The organism is Streptomyces sp. NPDC028991 (genome assembly GCF_055564775.1).
In genome coordinates this window covers 250,697-270,757 of the sequence record NZ_JBVHVP010000004.1, presented here as the reverse complement: position 1 = coordinate 270,757, position 20,061 = coordinate 250,697, and the positions used below count along the sequence as shown (strand labels likewise).

The window sequence follows — 20,061 nt, the reverse complement described above, 5'->3', positions numbered from 1 at the left end:
GACTAACGGCGCGGGGCCCTGCGGAACGGCGTCAATCCACAGGCTGGGCATAGTGCAGATCCGCCGTGCCCGAGTAGCCGGGCAGCGTCGCCCGCCCCTCGTCCTCGACCTTCCAGCCCAGCCCGTAGACGTTGACGTACACCATGTAGTTCTGGATCGCCGGGGAAGCCGCCAGCGCCTCCTTCAGCCGCTCCGGGTCCCCCACCGCCTGGATCTTGTACGGCGGCGAGTAGACGCGGCCCTGGAGGATCAGGGTGTTGCCCACACAGCGCACCGCGCTGGTGGAGATCAGCCGCTGGTCCATCACCTTGATGCCCTCGGCGCCGCCCTGCCAGAGCGCGTTCACCACCGCCTGCAGATCCTGCTGGTGGATGACCAGGTAGTCGGGCTCGGGTTCCGGATAGCCGGGGAGCTTGGCGGTGGCGTCCGGCGGGGCGTCGTCGAGCGTGACCGAGATCGACTCGCCGCGCAGCTTCTGCGTACCCGCCTTCTTCTTCAGCTCCGCGAGTTTGTCCTGCTCCGCCTTGGTGCTTCCGTCGTCGCGCTCGGCGAGCCCGTCGATCTCGTCGCGCAGGGACGCGTTGGACTCCTCGAGCTCACCGTTCTCCTGGCTGCGCTCGTGGATGAGATCGGACAACTTGAGCAAAGAGGCGTCCGTGCGGATATTGGTGCCCTTGGCCGTATTGAAGCTGGTGAAGAATATGAGTCCCGCGAGTGCGAAGACGGCTGCCGTGAGCACCCGCACGGGCCGGAATCGGCGCCCGCGGGCAGGGCTGGATCCCGTCCCGGGGGAGTCGGCAGAATTGCTCAACGTACCCTTATCTCCTTCGGCGCCACGGAAGCACTACGCTAACGGACGCCCGGGGGAGCGCTCAGAGTCCCCGACCCCGTTCCCTGCGCGGCCACGCAGCGCATCGACAGGAGAGACCCTCGTGCCGAAGTCACGTATCCGCAAGAAGGCCGACTACACGCCGCCGCCCTCGAAGCAGACGACCAGCATCAAGCTGACCAGCCGCAGCTGGGTGGCGCCCGTCATGCTCGCCCTGTTCGTCATCGGTCTCGCCTGGATCGTCGTCTTCTACGTCACCGACGGTTCACTGCCCATCGACGCGCTGGGCAACTGGAACATCGTGGTGGGCTTCGGTTTCATCGCCGCCGGATTCGGTGTCTCCACGCAGTGGAAGTAGCCGGGCTGGAGCCCGGGCAGTAGACGGGCCGCGGGCTGGGCACAGCTCTCCCCAGGGCTATCCACGGGGTTATCCACAGGCGTTATCCACATGGGGAAAAGAAAGACGATCTGTGGATAACCCGCTGGGCATTGACGCCGGTGTGACGGAAGTACCGGCAACCGAAAATACGTTCGCCCCCTGCCTGACCTGCGGAAACGCAAGTCAGTGACAGGGGGCACACTTGTTCCCGCACGGTATGCACAAGATCCGCCACCCGCTGTGGACAACGCGCGCTCAGGTGAGCTGAGCGGTCCTCAACAGGGTCAACCCGGCGACAGCCACGAGGACCAGGGCGCAGGTGCCGTACTGGACGAGCGTCCGCCGCTCGCGCGGGGCGTGGAGCATGGCGTAGCCGATCGCGGCGCCGGCGACGAGGCCGCCGATGTGGGCCTGCCAGGCGATGTTGGCCCAGGTGAAGGTGAAGACCAGGTTGATCACCAGCAGGATGACGACCGGCCGCATGTCGGCGTTGAGGCGGCGGACGAGGGCGGCGGTCGCGCCGAAGAGGCCGAATACCGCGCCGGAGGCACCGAGGGTGGCCGTGGTGGGCGAGGCGAGCAGGTAGGTGAGGGCGCTGCCGGCCAGACCGGAGACGAGGTAGAGCGTGAGGTAGCGGGCTCTGCCGAGGGCTGCTTCCAGGGGGCCGCCGAGGAACCAGAGGCTGAGCATGTTGAAGCCGATGTGCCAGATTTCCTCGTGGGTGAACATCGTGGTCACCAGGCGGTACCACTCGCCCTCGGCGACTCCCTCGGTCGGGACGAAGGGGGCGGGTGGCCATCGCCCGATGAGCACCATGTCGCTGAGGAAGGACGACGGCAGGGCGTGGACGGCGATGAAGACCGCCGCGTTGAGCCCGATGATGATCTTGGTGAGGAGGTGGGGGTCGCTTGCGATGGTGCCGCCGGCCAGTGTGCGGGGGCGGGAGGCGGCGGGGGCGGGACCGCCGCCGGTGCGGCCGGTGGCGCAGTCGGGGCAGTGGAAGCCGACGGAGGCGTTGACCATGCAGTCGGTGCAGATGGGGCGTTCGCAGCGGGTGCAGCGGATGCCGGTCTCCCGGTCGGGGTGGCGGTAGCAGCCGGGCGTGCTCTCGGCGTCCGGTGCGCCGGCCGCGGCGTGGTCCATGGCTTCCCCTCGGTCGTCCTTCGGTCGCCCTGTGGGCAGCGGTGTGGGCAAATGCACCGCCCCGCTCATCTCTACGGATGAGCGGGGCGTTTGGTTCCTGCCATTCCTGCCCTGTGTGCGGGGAGGTCAGTCCTGGTCAGTCCTGGCGGGTCTCGACGACGACGGACTCGATGACGACGTCGTCGAGGGGGCGCTCGGTGCGGGGGTTGGTCCGGGTGGTGGCGATGGCGTCGACGACCTTCTGACTTGCCGGGTCAGTCACCTCACCGAAGATCGTGCGTTTGCGGTTCAGCCAGGTCGTGGTTGAGACGGTGATGAAGAACTGGGAGCCGTTGGTGTCCGGGCCGGCGTTGGCCATGGCCATCAGGTAGGGCTTGTCGAAGGCCAGGTCGGGATGGATCTCGTCCTCGAACTGGTAGCCGGGGCCGCCGGTGCCGTTGCCGAGCGGGTCGCCGCCCTGGATCATGAAGCCGCTGATCACCCGGTGGAAGGCCGTGCCGTCGTAGAGCTTGTCCGTGGACCTCTCACCGGTGGCGGGGTGGGTCCATTCCCGGTCGCCCTGGGCGAGCTCGACGAAGTTCCTGACCGTCCTCGGGGCGTAGTCCGGAAGAAGCCGGATCTCGATGTCGCCCTGGCTGGTCTTCAGGGTGGCGTAGAGCTGCTCGGCCACGTTGTGCCTTCCGTCGTCCTGTCGTGCTCGTCGATCCTTGCACGGTCGGAGGTAGTAGTTCTGGCTTACGAGCGCGGGGCGCCGATCCGTGGCATTGTCGTCGGCAGGCTCCCGTTACCCGGCATTCACCCGTTATTGATGTTGATCGACTCTTGCTCGCAACTTCGTCACCATTTGCCCCAGAGGGCCCCAGAGAGCCCCAAGACATCGTCTGTGACCCGGATGCCCGCCCTCACATGCCTGGCAGTGCGTCCGCAGGCATGATCCGTAAAAGGGTGGAAAGTCGAATTACCGTACGCCACCGAGGAGGAGGAACCCGTGACCCGCATCGACAGCGTGCGCGCCGCGACCGGTTCGGCGAAGGACAGCGTGCTGCACGCCGCGGAAGTGGTGGCGCCCTACGCCGACACGGCCAAGGACAGGGCCGCTCACTACGCACAGGAGGCGCGCGGACGGCTGGCGCCCAAGGTGTCGCAGGCCGCGTGCCAGGCCCGTCACCAGTACGGCGCGCATGTCGCGCCGCGGCTGGAGCAGGCCCGTACACATGTGCCGCCGAAGATGGACGCGGCCGCTCAGGAGGCCGCCGTCCGTACCCGCCTGGCCGCCCGGCAGGCGGCCGACTACTCCCGGCCGGTGATCGAGCAGGCGGTGGCTGCGGCAGGGCCCGTCAGGGATGAGGCCGCCGCGCGGGGTGCCGCCGCGTTGGCCGCGCTGCGGGGCCAGGTCACGGCCAAGGAGATCGAGAAGCTGACGCGCAGGCATCGGCGCCGGGCCAGGGCCGGGCGTATCGCCAGGGCCCTGGCGGTGGCTGGTGTCGTCGCGGGGGGCGCCTTCGCTGCCTGGAAGTGGTGGGACAAGCAGGCCAACCCGGACTGGCTGGTGGAGCCGCCCGAGGCGACGGAGGTTCCCGAGTCGGGGCGGCTGACGTCGGTGGACGGCACCGGTGAGGCGATTCTCGATCCCGAGGTGCAGGCCAAGCAGGCGCAGGAGGAGGCGGCGGAGGGCGACGAGCCCCGCTGATCTTCGTCGACGGATTTCACATCGCCGAGGGGCGGGAGACTTCAGGGTCCCCCGTCCCGCGGTGATGTTTCACGTGAAACCGTGAACCCGTGAACCGTTGAGCGGCTGGAGCGGCTGGAGCGGCTGGAGCGATTGAGACGGTTGAGACCGTGAGAACGGTCTTCAGGCCGTGGGAACGGTTGAGACCGCTGACCTGTCGCTCAGCGGCCGTAGCGGCGTTCACGCAGCGAGTAGGAGCGCAGGGCGCGCAGGAAATCGATCTCACGGAAGTCCGGCCAGTAGGTCTCGCAGAAGTGGACTTCGGCGTAGGCGGACTGCCAGAGCAGGAATCCGGAGAGGCGCTGCTCGCCGGAGGTGCGGATGATGAGGTCGGACTCGGACCGGGTCTTGGAGTACAGGTGCTTGGAGATGTGCTCCATGGTGAAGGTCTCGATGAACTCGTCGATGTCCCCGCCCTGGGAGCTGTGCTCGGTGAGGGCCGAGCGGACGGCGTCGACGATCTCTCGTCGGCCTCCGTAGCCCACCGCGACGTCGACCTTGGTGCCGCCCTTGCGGCCCTGGGTGGCGGCGGTGGCGGTCTTGAGGCGGGTCGCGGACTCGGCGGGCAGCAGGTCCAGGGCGCCGACGACTTCGACGGGCCAGGGGTTGCCCGGTGCGGCGAGCCGTTCCACGACCTCGGCGATGATGTCGATGAGCGGGTTCAGCTGGTCTTCGGGCCGGTGGAGGTTGTCGTCGGAGAGCATGAACAGGGTGACGTGTTCGATCTGTGCGGAGTCGCACCAGCGCAGGAAGTCCTGCACTTTCGCTCCGCCGGCCCGGTAGCCCTCTCGCGGATCGTCGATCCCTGACATCTTGGCCCATCGGCGGTTGCCGTCGAGCATGATGCCGATGTGCTGGGGGCGTGGGCGTCCCTCCAACTCCCTGACCAGCCGCTTCATATAGAGCGCGTCGAGAGCGGCCCGTACCTTCGCCCGCATCGTTACCCCTTCCACCTCGTCGGCAGCGACCGGCGGCTCCGACGGCGATGAGCCACGTGGCACCGCGCCGCAGGGGTGTGGCGCTGGTGCCCTGTGGGGTGACGATATCAAGAGCAGACAGCTCCCCCTTGGTGCTCGGCGGGGCGCTGGGGCGTCGGGGCGCGCCCAGGGGCGGCGGTCGCTCCGGTGCGGCGGTGCGGCGCGGCGGTCCGCCGAGGAGTTCGGTCAACTTTCTTGCCTGGTGGGGCGGTTGCGGGCGTCCTCGGCTCTCTCATCTCCGAGGGGAACGGCCTCGTGTTTCCCATCACTTTCGGAGATCGACCGTCACCGGCGGAGGACCGTCCTCGGTCCGGCAGGCCGGCCGAACCTCGTACTTGAACCGCGGAGGCCCGGCCCCGGGTCTTCCGCACTCCGGTCACCGCGACGGCCGGCCGACGGACTCGAACCGGCTGCGCGCGTCGCTCACCAGCTGATTCCGGCCGCCACCGGCCGGTGGTCGCTGCCGGTGGCCGACAGCAGCCACGAGCTCTTCGGCTCCACGCCGCGGACCAGTATCTGGTCGATCCGCACCACCGGGAACCTCGCCGGCCAGCTGAAGCCGAAGCCGTCCCCGGCGACGTCCTGGACCGAGTCCAGCCGCGAGGTGATGCCCTCCAAGGCGCGGTCGTCGGTGGTGCCGTTCAGATCGCCGAGCAGCACCACCCGCTCGTTCCGCTCGGCGGCGACGGCCTCGCCGAGCGCCCGCGCGTTTCGGTCCCGGGAGTCCGTCCAGAAGCCCGCCCGGGGGTTCACCCGCACGGACCCCAGGTGGGCCACGTACACCGCCAGCGGCCCCTGGTCCGTGGCCACCGTGGTGCGCAGGGCCCGGTTGCAGGCCGCCTTGGTCTCGGCCGGCTTGGTTTCCCCCAGCGGCCCGGCGTCCTGCTCGATGTCGACCGGCCGGGTGCCGGACAGCGGCAGCCTGCTCCACAGCCCGACCGTGCCCTGCACCGTGCGGTACGGGTACGCCTTCGCCAGTTCCCTCTCGTACGTGCCCCTGGCCTGCGGCGTGATCTCCTCCAGTGCCAGCACGTCCGCACCGGAGGAGCTCAGGTCGCGGGCGGTGCCGGCGGGGTCGGGGTTGTCGGCGCCGACGTTGTGGCTCACCACGGTGAGGTCGCCGCCCGAGTGGGCCTTGTCGCCGAGCAGCCCGCCGAAGAGGTTCAGCCACACCGTGACCGGCAGCAGCAGCGCGATCACCGCGGCGGGGGAGCGGCGCCACAGGGCCCCGGCCAGCAGCACCGGGACGAACAGGCCGAACCACGGCAGGAAGGTCGCCACCAGGCTGCCGAGGCCACCGATCCGATTCGGGATCTCCGGGTACAGCAGCAGGAACAGGCCGAGGAACAGTGCCAGTGCCGCGAGCACCGGGCCGCGCTTCGAGGGACCCGGCCGAAAGCAGTTGCGGATCGCCCGGCGCAGGCTCGCGCGCCAGGTCCCGCCGGGGCCGTACGCCGGGACGCCGGCTCCGGCACCCGGCACCCGGCACCCGGCACTCCGGTGTCCGTCGGACTGCCCTGTCCGGACTCCGCCATGTCCACCCGCGTCATCGTCCCGTCCTCGCTCACTGCCGTGTTCCGTGTTCGTCCGCTACGGGCCCAGGGCCCTGCCGCCAGTGAAAGTGACGTGGTGTTGCCGGCACGTATGCGGTTTTCGGTACGCCGGCGATATGTACCGGCCCGTAGCCTCGACGCCATGCGCGTGGCCTCCGGCAGCTGCATGCCGATCCTGATGCTCACCGCCGCCGGCCGCCTCGGCGGCAGGGCTTCCGGCTTCGGCTTCGGTCTCGGCTGCGGCAGCGGCGTCGGCCTCGGCTGCGGCTGCGGCCTCGGCGCCGACGATCACCTCACGAAGCCGTGGGGGACGGGGGGGGAAGCGGGGGACGCCAGGGGACGAAGAGCTCCGCAAACGCCGGAGGATTCGGGGCTCTTCGGATCCCCGTCGGCACCACCGTGCCGACCCACCGGCACGCAAAAGCCCCTCCGAACCGCGTTTCCGCAGTTCGGAGGGGCTGTGGAGTGGAGCCTAGGGGAGTCGAACCCCTGACATCTGCCATGCAAAGACAGCGCTCTACCAACTGAGCTAAGGCCCCGTAGCAGGCGTCCGAGCCGGTCGATCTCGGTCCGGCGGGCGCCGCAGAGCAAGAGTACCGGGTCGCCCCCCGTATCTCACAAATGATTGGGGCTCCCGGGGAAACACCACGCTCCGTAAGATGCTCGGCGTGGTTCGCTGGAGCGAACTGCGGTTTTTGGGGAAGCGATGGGGAGACGCAATGGACGCCGCACAGCAGGAAGCCACCGCAAGAGCGCGGGAACTGCAGCGGAACTGGTATGGGGAGCCGCTGGGGGCGCTCTTCCGCAGGCTCATCGACGATCTTGGTCTGAACCAGGCTCGTCTCGCGGGGGTGCTGGGGCTGTCCGCACCGATGCTGTCGCAGCTGATGAGCGGCCAGCGGGCGAAGATCGGCAACCCCGCGGTGGTTCAGCGGGTGCAGCTGCTGCAGGACCTGGCGGGGCAGGTCGCGGACGGCAGTGTGAGCGCGGCCGAGGCGACGGAGCGCATGGACGAGATCAAGAAGTCGCAGGGGGGTTCGGTGCTCAGCAACACCACCACGACCACGAGTAGTTCGGGGGCGCCCACGGTCAAGCGGGTGGTCCGCGAGATCCAGTCGCTGCTGCGCTCGGTGGCGGCCGCCGGGGACATCATCGACGCGGCGGACGCACTGGCCCCGTCCCACCCGGAGCTGGCGGAGTTCCTGCGGGTGTACGGCGCGGGCCGCACCTCGGACGCGGTGGCGCACTACCAGTCCCACCAGAACTGACCCCGGGGCCCGGTAGCCGGAAGGGGGTACGGCGGCCGGGCCGCGGGAGTGGCGCGACAGGTCCCAGGGGAGGAGCGGCGCACAGCCATGGGTGAGGTGTTCGCGGGCCGGTACGAGCTGGTCGATCCGATCGGCCGGGGCGGGGTCGGTGCCGTCTGGCGTGCCTGGGACCATCGCCGCCGGCGGTACGTGGCCGCCAAGGTGCTCCAGCAGCGGGACGCGCACTCGCTGCTGCGGTTCGTACGCGAGCAGGCAATGCGGATCGATCATCCCCATGTGCTCGCACCCGCGAGCTGGGCCGCCGACGACGACAAGGTCCTGTTCACCATGGACCTGGTCACGGGCGGCTCGCTCGTCCACCTGGTCGGGGACTACGGTCCCCTGCCGCCCGCCTTCGTCTGCACCCTCCTCGACCAGCTCCTCGCGGGCCTGGCGGCGGTGCACGCGGAGGACGTCGTGCACCGTGACATCAAGCCCGCCAACCTGCTGCTCGAAGCGACCGGGACGGGCCGGCCCCGGTTGCGGCTGTCCGACTTCGGTATCGCGATGCGGCTGGGCGAGCCCCGGCTGACGGAGACCAACCTCGTGGTGGGGACGCCGGGTTATCTCGCGCCGGAGCAGATGATGGGCGCGGAGCCGGACTTCCCGGCCGACCTGTTCGCCGTGGGCCTGGTCGCCCTGTACCTGCTGGAGGGGGCGAAGCCGGACGCCAAGGCGCTGGTGCAGTACTTCGCCGAACACGGGACGCCGCCCGCGCCGCAGGGGATCCCGGAGCCGCTGTGGCAGGTCGTGGCGACGCTGGTGCAGCCGGACCCACCGGCCAGGTTCCGCACCGCCACGGGGGCGCGCAAGGCACTGGCCGCGGCGGCCGAGCTGCTGCCGGAACCCGGCCCCGACGACGAGCTGATCGAGATCTTCGACCAAGTCGGCCCGCTGCCCACCGGGTTCGGCCCCGACGGGCCGTTCAGGAAGGCGTCGGGGGTGGACGAAACCCCGACGGACCCACGGCAGCGCCCCCGCCCGGAATCGCCCCCCGACCACACGCCATCGCCGCCCCCGGGCCGCACTCCCGGCGCTCCGGGCGGCACCCCGGTCCCGGCACCTACGTCACCCGCCGCCGACGCCTCGCCGGTCCCGGACCGTTCGACGCCCGCCTCGGTCCCGGGCCATCCGACGCCCGCCTCGGTCCAGGGCCGTACTTCGTCTGCCTCGGTCCCGGGCCGTGCTTCGTCTGCCGCAGATGCCTTGCCGGTCCCGGATCGCCCGTCGCCCGCCCCGGACGGCACGCCGGTCCCGGCCGAGGCTCCGCCACCCATCGGCCACGTGCCGTCCACCCCGGCCGGCACCTCGCCGGTGACGGACCCCGGACCCGCGCACCCGCCCACCATGTCGGAGACCGGCAGTTTTCATCTGCCGCCCCCACAGCAGACCGTCCCCTCCTCGCCTGCGCCCGCCCTTCCGCAGGCGCACGCACAGCCCCCGGCCCTCCCGCACAACCCGCAACAGCCGCGGCCCCCGTACCCGCCGCCGCTCCCCGCCGAGGCACTGGCACCGCACCCGCAGCAGCGAGCCGACGCCCCCACCGCCTCGTACACCGCTCAGAGCCCGCAGTCACGCCGGTCTCCCGCCCAGTCGTACCCGCAGCACCGCGCGGCGCGGCGGCGACGCCGTGCCGGTGGTCCTCCGGCCAGAGTGGCGGTACCGCTCCTGTTCCTCGCGCTGGCCTGCTACGCCGTGGGCTTCTGGGCCCTCACCCGTATCTGAGTCCGGGCCTCCACTAGCGCCTGACCGGCCCGCGCCGCGCCGCCGCCGTCCACAACCCCAGGCCCACGAGCAGCAGGCTGCCGGTGCCGATTCCGCCCACGGCGACCGCCTTCATGGCGACGTCGTCGTCCGCGCCACCGTCCACCGACGCGGCCGCCCGGTCCTGGGCCGAAACCTCGAAGACACCCTTCGGCTCGGACTCCCCCGCGTACTCCGGGCCGGCCTGCGCCGCTCCGCCGAGCCGTACGCGCAGCGTCAGCCCGAAGGGGCCCTCGCCGAAGTCGTCGGCCACCTGTGCCGCGAGGTGCACCACGAGGTAGTAGGAGCCGGCGAACCTCATCGCGCGGGCCTGTCCGTCGGTGGCGTACCGGTTGGCGTAGGACACCGGTGGCAGCGGAGCGAGGCCGACCGACGTCGGGCGGCCGGTGTATCCCCGCGCGGTGTCGTCGACCTCCCCGCGCACGGGGTTGTGGAGGGCCAGGTGCAGGGCGCTGGTGGCATAGCCGGAGCCTGCGCCGGAGCTGCCGAGTTCGGCGGTCGCGTACAACTGGCGGCCCCAGCCGACCGGCACCTCGTAGAAGAGGGTCTGCCCGGGCCGGATGTCGTCGCGCCACGCTCCCTGCCCGAGGGGAGTGGCGTGGGCGAAGCCGCCGCCGCCCGTGCGTCGGCGCGGCTCGCCGGTGAGGGGCTCCGGGGAGGCGGAGTCCCAGGCCTCGGGTGCGGTGGTCGCGCCGGTCCGCTCCGGGCGCGGTTCGGTGACGGCGGTGAGCTCCAGATCCCAGGCTTCCGGCGGGGAGTCCTGGGGGCGGGACCGCTCGACCGCGACGTAATAGGTGCCGGGCTCCTGGCACCGGGTCTCACCGGGGGCGATCTCACGCATGCCCCGGGCCGTGACGGGGCGGGGACTGTGGGCGGCGCCGAAGGTAGCGCTGTCGGAGGAGCAAGAACCGCCGTCGGCGTCCTGTACGGAGACCCGGATACCGTCGACTGCGGTGACCTCACCGTCGGAGCCGGGTACGGCGGTGACGGAGACGTAGGCGTCCGAGGCGGCGTCGAGTTCGATGCGGTAGTAGCGAGCGCCGGATCTCGGCAGGGAACTGCGGTACGTGGCACCGGGTTCCAGGCGTACGGCGTCCGAAGTGCCGCTCGCGCCCGCGATCCGCCGGGCGTCCTCGGCGAAGGCGTAGCCGGGTGACGTTCCGGCGAGCGCCGCTCCACCGGGCAGGGCGGCGGTCGCGGCCAGTACGACGGTCACGACCGCCAAGCGCACGGACGTAGGCGGTCGGTCAGTCCCGGATTCGGTACGCCCTGAACCGGCACGCCACATTCCGGTACGCCATGTTCCAGCACCCCCTGGCCCGGTACGCCCCGACTCGGCTCGCATTGACCCGGTACGCCCCGACCCGGCATGCCCCGACCCTGTGCCCCACCAAGCCGTACACCACCGCCCCATCACCCGCCACCCCTCGCGCTCACCGGCACTGCCGCCGCCGCCTGGACCGGACCGTGCCCATCCTGCCGCGCGATCCCGCGCTTCCGCGCCCCCGCACGGAACACCGGCGGCGGAAACCAGGCAACGCAATCCGGGCAGCGGAATCCGGGCAACACAAAACCCCGACCGTATGACGGCCGGGGTCTGCTCAGGACCGGATGTCGGTCGTACTCACGAACCCGTGGGCACGGAGTCAGTCGCCTCCGTCCACAGATCCTGCTCGGCGCGATCCGCCTGGATCTGGCGGTACACGAGGAGCCCGCCGATGGCGGCCAGTGCGACCAGGAGAAGCTTCTTCACCGCGCTACCTCGTCTTTCCTTGACGTAGGGGACCTCTGCCGCCCGACTATACACACCGGCCGATACCGATCGGTGACCTGTGTCGGCGGCCAACTGCCCGCCGTCGGAGCCCAATAAGAGCGGACCAAGCCGTTCCGATCGGAGGGTGATCACACCCTGACGGAACGTGACTTTTGCCCGCATCCCTCCCGCCTGGGCACCTTTTCCGACCTCTTGCGTCCATCCGGGTGGTGTTCATCTGAACATCGACGCGCCACGGGCGTCGGTCCACCACTTCGCGGCGCACATACACATCATGAGGAAAGTACGCAACTCGCCCAACCCGAAAGTGAGGGGTTATGGCCCGGAACAAGGTCATGACGCTGTGGACCACCATCGTCACCGCCTTCCTCGCGCTGTGCACGGCGCTCGGACTCATCACGACGACCGCCTCCGCGGCCGTACCGCAGACCGGAACGCACAGCAACACCGAGAGCGCCTCCCCCGAGGCGGCACCCGCGGCGGCGGCACCCTGGTCCTGGTCACGTACCGGCTCCCTGCCCCCCACGATGAAACAGCGCATCCGCGCCGAGGCGCACGGCAAGGCCCCCAACTGCCGCCACCGTCCGGTCGCCGACGCAGCCGCCGCCACGTCCACCGACCTCCTGTGCGACGACACCGCGGCCTCCCCGGCCCGGCACACCACCGCCCAGCACACCGAGCCACTCCAACGCTGAGCGGCCCGGCGCGCGCCAGGCACTCGCCACGCCGCCCACACCGCCCGAACCAGACGTCACGGCGATCTGCGTACAGCACCACACGCGAGAAACGGCCCGGCCGCTCGACAGAGCAGCCGGGCCGCCGCCATGTTCCGGGTCAACCCACTCGTCAGGTCCTCGTGAGGAATGCCTAGGCTGAAGCCCGCATCACGATCAGGCCCGCATCACGATCAGGCCCGGACCGTGACCAGGCCCCGGACCGTGACCAGACCCGTGCCCGACCAAGCTGACCGGTGAGTACCAGTGCCGAAGGCCTACGAAGTGATCGCGGACGACCTGCTCTTCACCACTCGCCCGGAAAGGTGGTGAGTGCCGCCGTGAACCGGCGCGTCATCATCGTCACGGCCGTCCACGGCCCCTCCGCCCCCTTCCTGCCGGAGGCCCACGCCTCGTTGTGCGCGCAGGAGCTGCCCGCCGGCTGGGAGTGGTGCTGGGTCATCCAGGAGGACGGGCGGACCGACGGTGTCCGGCCGCACGTGCCCGACGACCCGCGCGTCATCTTCCGGCAGGGACGGCAGGGCGGCCCGGGTGTGGCCCGCACGCTGGCCCTGGCCCACGCGGACGGCGACTACGTGAAGACCCTGGACGCCGACGACCAGCTTTCACCGGGCGCCCTGGCCCGCGACCTGGCCGCCCTCGAGGCCGATCCGACGCTCGGGTGGGCGACGTCCCGGGTCCTGGACCTCCTGCCCGACGGCTCGACGGCCGGATTCCCGGGCGACCCGGAGCACGGGCCGATCGAGTGCGGGGAGGTGCTCGACCACTGGAAGGCGAACGGTTTCCGCGCCCAGGTCCACCCGGCGACGCTCCTGGTACGGCGCGACCTGCTGCTCGCTCTCGGCGGCTGGATGGCCCTGCCCGCTTCGGAGGACACGGGCCTGCTGCTGGCGCTCAACTGCGTGAGCCGGGGGTGGTTCTCCGAAGAGGTGGGCCTTCTCTACCGCAAGTGGGAGGGCCAGGTGACCGGCCAGGCCGCCCACGTGGACCCCGCCGACCGCGATGTGCGGATGGCCGTCGTGGAGGCCAGGGCGCGGGCGCTGGCGTCCTTCAGGTGGCCTTTTCCCGCCGGCGCCTGAAACCCACGCGCGGTCAAGACGGAGCGGCGATCAGGGCGGCGGTCAGAGCAGGGCGGCGGTCAGAGCAGGGCAGCGGTCAAGGCAGCGTCTCCGCGTCGACCCGGGAGAAGATCAGGTCGCTCTCCTCGACCACGGGTCCCCGCCAGCGGACCGGCACTCCGGGCTCGTCGGCCCCTCCCGGCACGCCGCCCAGTGCCGCGGGGTAGCTCTCGGGTGCGTAGTCGTTGGCCAGCCGGTAGACGTGGAAGCCGGCGTCGCGCATCACCGTCAGCAGTTCGTCGATGGAGTCGCCGAGCCGGGCCATGCGCTCGGGCGTCACCTCGACACTGATCTCCGCGTCGGGCCGCAGGCTGCCCAGCATCGGCGCCAGGCCGCGGACGACGCTCCCCTCCGCGCCCTCGACATCGATCTTGATCACCCGGGCGCTCGCGATCTCCGCCGGGTCGAGCAGCTCCGGCAGCGGCCGGGCCTCGATCTCGAAGGTGGACTCCGCCGGGCCGTCGTACGGCACGATGCTGTTCGCACCCATGTTGTGCGAGCTGGCGAGGACGAAGGTCAGGGTCTTGTGGCCGTCGGAGACGGCGGCGTTGAGCGCGCGGATGTTGCGGCATCCGTTGAGCTGGCCGTGCCGCACCAGGCGGTGGTGGAAGGCGGGGGAGGCCTCGATCGCGACGACCCGCCCCCCGTCACCGACGAGCCGTGCCGCGAGCACGCTGAAGACGCCGATGTTGGCCCCGACGTCGACGAAGCCGTCCCCTGGCCGCAGCCGGTGCCGCAGCCAGGCCGTCATGTGCGGCTCCCAGGCGCCGAACAGGTACAGGTACCGCTGGATGAGGTCCTGGGTGTCCACGGCGAACAGTGCGCCGGAACGCACTCTGACGACTCGCCGGCGGGGCTGCTCGCGCAGATGGGGGTTCAGCCAGCGCGCGGCGAGCGCCGCCTTCCCGAACGTGCCGGGGCCGTTTCGCACGTACCGGCTGCCGAGCGTGACCAGGCCCTCGGCCACGGAAACGCCCGGCCCTACCCGGGCACCCGGCCCTCCCCGGATACTCAACCCTCCTCGGCCACCCATTGCCCCTCGGGCCACCCACTGCTCCTCCGACGCTCAGTGCTCCCCAACGCTCAACGCTCCCCGGCGCTCAGTGCTCCCCCGTGATGACGATCGCGGCGGAGGGGCACCCCTCGACCGCCTCGCGTACCCGTGGCGCGTCGGTCTCGTTCTCGCGTCCGGGTATCACGGCACCCAGGCCGTCCACCTGGGTGAAGACGGACGGAGCCCGGTGGACGCAGTCGCCGGAGCCGTAGCACTGCTCCGGGTCGACGGAGATCCTCATACACACTCCAGCGGCGCTCGAATCGAAACCATTACGACGTGCCTGCCCGCGGAGCACCGCATTGAATCCGCCTTGTCCGCTTGTCCGTTGGACCGACGTTCACAAGATCGTCCGGCATCTTCCACGACGCCACCGAGGCCGGGCGCGAACTGACCGCGGGTATCCGGGGCGGCGTCACCGGCGAGTAGCACACCGGGAGCGGTCTGCTGGTCCGAGCGCGGTCTGCTGGTCACGACGCCCGACGCCCGACGCCCGACGCACGACGCCCGCCGGCCGTAGTGCCGAGGAGCGATCGGCGCCCGCCGCGGCCGTCCGCGCCCGTCGGCATGGTTCGGCACCGGTCCCTCCCCTCGTGGGGACCGGAGCCAAGCCATGCCGACGGCGTGTTGTACGCGGTACCGGACCGGGTCGGGGAGGGCGGTGCCACCGAAAGGTGACCGAGAACGTGCGGCCTTACGGGGTGGCTCTCCAGGCACTGGGCCGCTGACCTGTCCGGGTGCCGGGCGGGCGACTCGCCACTGCGACGTGATCCTGCCAGTTGAGGTCGCCGCCGAGGAGCTTCCGCTGCAGCGGACATGACGTAGCCGCAGGTCAGGTGTATAGAGTGAGTTTTCCGGTCCGGACGTCCAGGTGCGGGGGAAGTAAGGAGTGGAGACCTTGAGTTTCGACTCAGGGGCACGCACGGCCTTCGCGGAACGTCTCGCACTGCTGTACAAGGAGGCAGGCAACCCTCCCCTCAAACGCGTGTCCGAGGCGGTCGTCCGGCTCCAGCGGGTCGACGAACGAGGGCGGCCCGTGCGGGTCTCCGCCCAGCGGATCAGCGACTGGCGGCGAGCCAAGAACGTGCCCGCCCAGTTCCCCGCCCTCGCGGCCGTGCTGCACGTCCTCATCCCCCAGGCCCGGCGCGCGCGACCCGTACCGGTCTCCGCGGGCCTGTACGACCTGGCCCAGTGGCAGCGCCTGTGGGAGCGGGCGGTGGCCGACCCGACCGGCGAGCGCCCCGCGCCGTCCGCCGGGAGTGAGGAGGGCCCGGACGAGGCCCCGGCCGCTCCCGGCGGTGTCTGTCCCTACCGCGGCCTGGCCGCGTACCGTCAGCAGGACGCGGGCTGGTTCTTCGGGCGGGAGCGGAGCACGGACGCCCTCGTCGCCCAGCTCCGCGCGGCGGAGGGCTCGGGCGGCCTGGTCATGCTCGTAGGCGCGTCCGGGGCGGGCAAGTCCTCCCTGCTGAACGCCGGACTGGTGCCCGCCCTGCGGAAGGGCGCGCTGGACGACGGGAGCGGGTCGCCGAGGGAGGTGCTCCAACTCGTACCGGGAGGCGATCCGCTCGGGGAGCTGGCCCGCCGGATACCCGAGCTCGCGCCCGTCGTCGCCGCCGTATCCGCCGCCGAGAGCGCGGCGAAGGGGGGCCCGGACGCCCCGGAAACCGCGCGTGCGGCCAGAGACGCCTTCGCCGCGTGGGCCCGCGACAGGGCGGAGGCCGCGACGGAGCCGGAACGGAAGCCGGGACGCGAACCGGGACAGGAGCCGGGCCGCGAACCGGAACGGGAGCCGGGACGCGAACCGGAACGGGAGCCGGGCCCCGAACCGGAACGGGAGCCGGGACGCGAACCGGAACGGGAGCCGGGCCCCGAACCGGGACGGGATTCGGAGGCGCCCCCGCCCCCGCCCCCGGAGTCGAGGCCAGGGTCCGGGGCGGCACCGGCGGCACCGGCAGCCCCGGCAGCCCCGGCAGCCCCGGCAGCCCCGACGGCACGGCCGGTCGTCATCGTGGACCAGTTCGAGGAGATCTTCACCCTCTGTACCGACGAGTCGGAGCGCCGCGCGTTCGTCCGGCTCCTCCAGGCCGCGTGCGCACCCGGCGGTCCGCAGGACCCGGCGCCCGTACTCGTGGCCCTCGGCGTACGCGCGGACTTCTACGAGCAGTGCTTGCGCCATCCCGAACTGGCGGACGCGCTGCAGCACCGGCACATGGTGCTCGGACCGCTGACCACCGCCGAACTTCGCGAGGCGGTGAACGGCCCGGCCCGGGCCGTGGGAATGGAGCTCGAACCCGGGCTGGCGGAACTGATCATCCGGGAGGTGAGCAGCGGCGGCCCGGGTGGGGCGCACGACGCGGGCGTGCTGCCGCTCCTCTCGCACGCCCTCCTCGCCACCTGGCAGCGCCGCAAGGCGGGCCGGCTGACACTGGCCGGGTACCGCGCGGCCGGCGGGATCCAGGGAGCGGTGGCGGCGACCGCCGAGCGGGCCTGGTCGGGCCTCGACCCGGCGGCGCGCACGGCCGCGCGGCTGCTCCTGCTCAGGCTGGTCCGGGTGAGCGAGGACACCCAGGCCACCCGCAGGCGCGGCGCCCGGCGCCGGCTGGCGCAGGAGTCGAGGGATCCCGGCAAGACGGAGGAGTCGCTCGAAGCACTGGTGCGCGCCCGGCTGGTGACACTCGACGCGGACACCGTGGAGATCACCCATGAGGCGCTGCTCCACGCCTGGCCACGCCTGCGCGACTGGATCGACGAGGACCGCACCGGCAACCTGCTGCGCCAGCGGCTCGAGGAGGACGGCCGGGCCTGGGAGGAGTCGGACCGGGACGCCTCCCTGCTCTACCGGGGCTCCCGGCTCGAGCGCGCCCGCGGCTGGGCGGAGTCGGCCGACGGCACCTTCCTGACCCGGAGCGCGGTGGAGTTCCTGGCCGCCGCGGTCAGGCTGCGCAAGCGCTCCGTCCTGATCAGTCGTGCCGCGGTGTCGGCGCTCGTCGTCCTGGCGCTCGTGGCGGTCGGTTCGGCGGTGGTCGCCTGGCAGCAGCGCAACGACGCGGTGTTCGAGCAGGTGGTGGCCGAGGCGGACCGGGTCCAGTACACGGACCCGTCGCTCTCGGCCCAGCTCGACCTGGCGGCGCACCGCCTGCGGCCGGACGACGAGGACGTGCGGAACCGGCTGATCTCGATCGTGAACGCGCCGCTGGCCACGCCGCTCCTCGGGCACACCGGCGCCGTCTACCTCACCTCCTTCAGCCCGGACGGACGGACCCTGGCGACGGCCAGCTACGACCGGACCGTACGCCTGTGGGACGTGTCGGACTCCGCTCGTCCCAAGCCGCTGGGCGAGCCCCTCACCGGCCACTCGAGCTGGGTGAGCTCCGCGGTGTTCAGCCCGGACGGCCGCACCCTGGCCAGTGCCTCCGACGACGGCACCATCCGGTTGTGGGACGTCACCGACCCCAGCCGCCCGCGCCCGCTCGCCCCTCCCCTCGCAGGTCACGGCGGCACCGTCTACCTGCTCGCCTTCAGCCCCGACGGCCGCACGCTGGCCTCCGCCCACGACGACCACGCCGTCCGGCTGTGGGACGTGGCCGATCCAGGCCGGCCGAAGGCGCTCGACGCCTTGACGGGCCCCACCGCGGCGGTGCGCTCGGTGGCGTTCAGCCCCGACGGCCGCACCCTCGCCGCCGGCGGCGACGACGACACGGTCCGGCTCTGGGACGTCACCGACCCCCGTCACTCCGCTCGCCTCGGCGCGCCGCTGACCGGCCACACCGCCCTGGTGCACTCCGTGGCCTTCAGCCCCGACGGCCGCACCCTCGCCAGCGGCGGCGCGGACGACACCGTCCGGCTCTGGGACGTGGCCGACCCACGCGACGCGACACGGATCGGCTCGCCGCTGACCGGCCACACCGGCCCCGTCTGGTCCGTGGCCTTCAGCCCGGACGGGGACATGCTCGCCGCGAGCAGCGCGGACAGCACGGCGAGCCTGTGGAACGTCAGCGACCCGGCCTACCCGTCCCAGATCGGCGTGCCCCTCGCGGGAAGCAGCGGCGAGATGTACGCCCTCGGCTTCAGCCCCGACGGCCGCACGCTCGCCACCGGAAGCGGCGACAGCAAGGTCCGCCTGTGGTCGCTGCCGACCTCGGACATGATCGGCCGCATCGGAGCCTTCCGTCCGGACGGGCACGTACTGGCCACGGCGGCGCGCGACGGAAGGATCAGGCTGTGGAACGTGACGAGCCCCGGCCGGCCCGGATCACTGGGCGAACCCTTCAGACCGGCCGAGGGTGACGTACGTTCCCTGGTGTTCTCCCCGGACGGCGACACCCTGGCGGTGCTGACGGGAAGCCGCGCGGTACAGCTGTGGAACGTCACGGACCCGGCCAGGCCCACCGCGCACGGGCCGCCCGTGGCGCTGCGCACCCGCTACGCGGGCCCCGACACCCTGGCGTTCAGCCCGGACGGCCACACACTGGCCACCGCCTACGAGGACCGCACCATCCAGCTGTGGAACACCGACGACCCGTCCCGTCCCCGCCCACTGGGCAAGCCGCTCACCGGGCACAAGGGATACGTCAACGCCCTCGCCTTCAGCCCGGACGGCCGCTCTCTCGCGAGCGGCGGCGCGGACGACACCGTCCGGCTCTGGGACGTCACCGACCCCCGTCACGCCGCTCGCCTCGGCGCGCCCCGTACGGGGCACCTCGGACCGGTCAACGTGCTGTCCTACAGCCCGGACGGCCATACGCTGGCCAGCGGCAGCGACGACGGCACGGTCCGGCTCTGGGACGTCACCGACCCCCGCGAAACGGCCCCGCCGGACTCGACGCTCGCCGGCCACACCGACTCGGTGGTGTCGCTGACGTTCAGCCGGGACGGCGACACCCTGGCGAGCGGGTCCAACGACAACACGGTCCGGCTCTGGGACGTCCGCACGCCCGCCGAGGCCGCCGCCATCGGGGAGTCGATGAGCCCCAACGCCAATTCGGGCAACTTCCTGTCCTTCAGCCCCGTGAGTCACATGTTCGGGGTGTCGAGCGGCACGGACACCGTCCGGCTGTGGAACCTGGGCGTGGGCGACGCCATCGACCGCATCTGCTCGGCCACTCAGGGTGTGCTGACCGAGGAGAAGTGGCACGAATACCTGCCCCGCCTCTCGTACGAGCGCCCGTGCGATGAGTGAATGTCCCCCACCAGGCACCCGGTCTTGTTAGCCTTGGCCACAGCCCGGCCGCTGGCGCATCCCCCGTCGCCAGCGGTCGGGCGCTTTCGCGTCCCGTCGGCCGTGGAAATGGCTGGAGGTGTCCGGCAACTCAGGACGCAACGCGGTGACGCTCGGGAACTTCGGCGCCCCGGTGCCCGTGAGGTCTCGGTGCCGGTGGCCCGCATCCTGTCGTACAGCCGACGGTCCACCGTCCGGCCCTGGGCCTGGCCCTGGCCCTGGCCCTGGCCCTGGGCGAGATTCCCCGAAAGCCGATACGCCGGGGCTCCGACACGCCGCCGAGTCTGTCATGAGCGCGACTACGGGGAGCGGCCGGCGGAACACCTGCTCGGCAGAAGGCCCCGACCCTGATCCAAACGACGGACCTGGTCACCCACCTAGAGCGGAGACCGGAGACCGCAGCCGTCCCGTCCGCCTTCGGCCCACACCGTCTGCCCGTCTCTGCCTGGGCCGACTCGACGGCCGATGGCCGGTGGCCGGTG

The 20,061-nt window shown here is 71.6% G+C and carries 16 protein-coding genes, 1 tRNA gene and 1 pseudogene; 8 read left to right on the top strand and 10 right to left on the bottom strand.

Features of this window, described 5'->3' with window-relative positions; all coding sequences use genetic code 11:
• Positions 1 to 31 precede the first annotated feature (31 nt).
• The gene (locus ACZ4V1_RS11465; protein ID WP_468332907.1) at positions 32 to 811 is read right to left on the bottom strand and encodes a DUF881 domain-containing protein; all 780 of its coding nucleotides are present in this window, start codon (positions 809 to 811) and stop codon (positions 32 to 34) included.
• Between the two features lie 121 nt (positions 812 to 932).
• Between ACZ4V1_RS11465 and crgA the strand changes: the two genes are divergently transcribed.
• A complete protein-coding gene (gene crgA, locus ACZ4V1_RS11460; protein ID WP_468332904.1) occupies positions 933 to 1,187 on the top strand; it encodes a cell division protein CrgA in 255 nt (84 codons plus the stop codon).
• Between the two features lie 276 nt (positions 1,188 to 1,463).
• On the opposite strand, the gene ACZ4V1_RS11455 is transcribed toward crgA, so the two are convergent.
• The gene (locus ACZ4V1_RS11455; protein WP_468332901.1) at positions 1,464 to 2,351 is read right to left on the bottom strand and encodes a rhomboid family intramembrane serine protease; all 888 of its coding nucleotides are present in this window, start codon (positions 2,349 to 2,351) and stop codon (positions 1,464 to 1,466) included.
• Between the two features lie 136 nt (positions 2,352 to 2,487).
• Positions 2,488 to 3,021: a peptidylprolyl isomerase gene (locus ACZ4V1_RS11450; RefSeq protein ID WP_468332898.1), complete on the bottom strand. Its 534-nt coding sequence runs from the start codon at positions 3,019 to 3,021 to the stop codon at positions 2,488 to 2,490.
• Between the two features lie 318 nt (positions 3,022 to 3,339).
• On the opposite strand from ACZ4V1_RS11450, the gene ACZ4V1_RS11445 reads away from it, so the two are divergent.
• Positions 3,340 to 4,041 (top strand): DUF5324 family protein, encoded by a 702-nt coding sequence (locus ACZ4V1_RS11445; protein WP_468332895.1) that lies wholly within the window; start codon positions 3,340 to 3,342, stop codon positions 4,039 to 4,041.
• A gap of 200 nt (positions 4,042 to 4,241) precedes the next feature.
• On the opposite strand, the gene ACZ4V1_RS11440 is transcribed toward ACZ4V1_RS11445, so the two are convergent.
• Complete coding sequence (locus ACZ4V1_RS11440) at positions 4,242 to 5,018, bottom strand: isoprenyl transferase (RefSeq protein WP_055422156.1); 777 nt, start codon at positions 5,016 to 5,018, stop codon at positions 4,242 to 4,244.
• Positions 5,019 to 5,480: 462 nt separating this feature from the next.
• Positions 5,481 to 6,467, bottom strand: coding sequence for an endonuclease/exonuclease/phosphatase family protein (locus tag ACZ4V1_RS11435; RefSeq protein ID WP_468333525.1), 987 nt, complete (start codon positions 6,465 to 6,467; stop codon positions 5,481 to 5,483).
• A gap of 243 nt (positions 6,468 to 6,710) precedes the next feature.
• On the opposite strand from ACZ4V1_RS11435, the pseudogene ACZ4V1_RS11430 reads away from it, so the two are divergent.
• Positions 6,711 to 6,917: pseudogene (locus tag ACZ4V1_RS11430) on the top strand (hypothetical protein); the annotation flags it as partial.
• 159 nt (positions 6,918 to 7,076) lie between these two features.
• Here the strand turns inward: ACZ4V1_RS11430 and ACZ4V1_RS11425 are convergent.
• Positions 7,077 to 7,149, bottom strand: a tRNA-Ala gene (locus ACZ4V1_RS11425).
• 180 nt (positions 7,150 to 7,329) lie between these two features.
• Between ACZ4V1_RS11425 and ACZ4V1_RS11420 the strand changes: the two genes are divergently transcribed.
• Both ACZ4V1_RS11420 and ACZ4V1_RS11415 read left to right on the top strand, forming a co-directional pair.
• Positions 7,330 to 7,878 (top strand): helix-turn-helix domain-containing protein, encoded by a 549-nt coding sequence (locus ACZ4V1_RS11420; RefSeq protein WP_055422154.1) that lies wholly within the window; start codon positions 7,330 to 7,332, stop codon positions 7,876 to 7,878.
• Positions 7,879 to 7,965: 87 nt separating this feature from the next.
• On the top strand, positions 7,966 to 9,642 hold the full coding sequence (locus ACZ4V1_RS11415; RefSeq protein ID WP_468332890.1) for a protein kinase domain-containing protein: 1,677 nt from the start codon (positions 7,966 to 7,968) through the stop codon (positions 9,640 to 9,642).
• Positions 9,643 to 9,655: 13 nt separating this feature from the next.
• Here ACZ4V1_RS11415 and ACZ4V1_RS11410 read toward each other — a convergent pair whose 3' ends face one another.
• Positions 9,656 to 10,969, bottom strand: coding sequence for a hypothetical protein (locus ACZ4V1_RS11410; RefSeq protein ID WP_468332887.1), 1,314 nt, complete (start codon positions 10,967 to 10,969; stop codon positions 9,656 to 9,658).
• A gap of 336 nt (positions 10,970 to 11,305) precedes the next feature.
• Entirely contained in the window at positions 11,306 to 11,434 is a 129-nt protein-coding gene (locus tag ACZ4V1_RS11405; protein ID WP_003999697.1) for a DLW-39 family protein, read from the bottom strand.
• A gap of 338 nt (positions 11,435 to 11,772) precedes the next feature.
• Here ACZ4V1_RS11405 and ACZ4V1_RS11400 point away from each other — a divergent pair, with 338 nt between their 5' ends.
• Both ACZ4V1_RS11400 and ACZ4V1_RS11395 read left to right on the top strand, forming a co-directional pair.
• Positions 11,773 to 12,150 (top strand): DUF6344 domain-containing protein, encoded by a 378-nt coding sequence (locus ACZ4V1_RS11400; RefSeq protein ID WP_468332885.1) that lies wholly within the window; start codon positions 11,773 to 11,775, stop codon positions 12,148 to 12,150.
• A 359-nt stretch (positions 12,151 to 12,509) separates the two neighbouring features.
• Positions 12,510 to 13,268 (top strand): glycosyltransferase family 2 protein, encoded by a 759-nt coding sequence (locus tag ACZ4V1_RS11395; protein ID WP_468332882.1) that lies wholly within the window; start codon positions 12,510 to 12,512, stop codon positions 13,266 to 13,268.
• A gap of 76 nt (positions 13,269 to 13,344) precedes the next feature.
• Here ACZ4V1_RS11395 and ACZ4V1_RS11390 read toward each other — a convergent pair whose 3' ends face one another.
• Positions 13,345 to 14,238: an FkbM family methyltransferase gene (locus ACZ4V1_RS11390; RefSeq protein ID WP_468333523.1), complete on the bottom strand. Its 894-nt coding sequence runs from the start codon at positions 14,236 to 14,238 to the stop codon at positions 13,345 to 13,347.
• Between the two features lie 169 nt (positions 14,239 to 14,407).
• Entirely contained in the window at positions 14,408 to 14,602 is a 195-nt protein-coding gene (locus tag ACZ4V1_RS11385) for a ferredoxin (protein WP_468332879.1), read from the bottom strand.
• Between the two features lie 648 nt (positions 14,603 to 15,250).
• Between ACZ4V1_RS11385 and ACZ4V1_RS11380 the strand changes: the two genes are divergently transcribed.
• Positions 15,251 to 19,540, top strand: a complete 4,290-nt coding sequence (locus ACZ4V1_RS11380; protein ID WP_468332876.1) for an nSTAND1 domain-containing NTPase — start codon at positions 15,251 to 15,253, stop codon at positions 19,538 to 19,540.
• Positions 19,541 to 20,061 lie beyond the last annotated feature (521 nt).

What these genes read in the sequence shown, in the direction of transcription:
- ACZ4V1_RS11440 (WP_055422156.1), bottom strand. Translation starts at nt 5,018, where the DNA reads ATGCGGGCGAAGGTACGGGCCGCTCTCGACGCGCTCTATATGAAGCGG.
- ACZ4V1_RS11455 (WP_468332901.1), bottom strand. Translation starts at nt 2,351, where the DNA reads ATGGACCACGCCGCGGCCGGCGCACCGGACGCCGAGAGCACGCCCGGC.
- ACZ4V1_RS11420 (WP_055422154.1), top strand. Translation starts at nt 7,330, where the DNA reads ATGGACGCCGCACAGCAGGAAGCCACCGCAAGAGCGCGGGAACTGCAG.
- ACZ4V1_RS11385 (WP_468332879.1), bottom strand. Translation starts at nt 14,602, where the DNA reads ATGAGGATCTCCGTCGACCCGGAGCAGTGCTACGGCTCCGGCGACTGC.
- ACZ4V1_RS11410 (WP_468332887.1), bottom strand. Translation starts at nt 10,969, where the DNA reads ATGTGGCGTGCCGGTTCAGGGCGTACCGAATCCGGGACTGACCGACCG.
- ACZ4V1_RS11415 (WP_468332890.1), top strand. Translation starts at nt 7,966, where the DNA reads ATGGGTGAGGTGTTCGCGGGCCGGTACGAGCTGGTCGATCCGATCGGC.
- ACZ4V1_RS11400 (WP_468332885.1), top strand. Translation starts at nt 11,773, where the DNA reads ATGGCCCGGAACAAGGTCATGACGCTGTGGACCACCATCGTCACCGCC.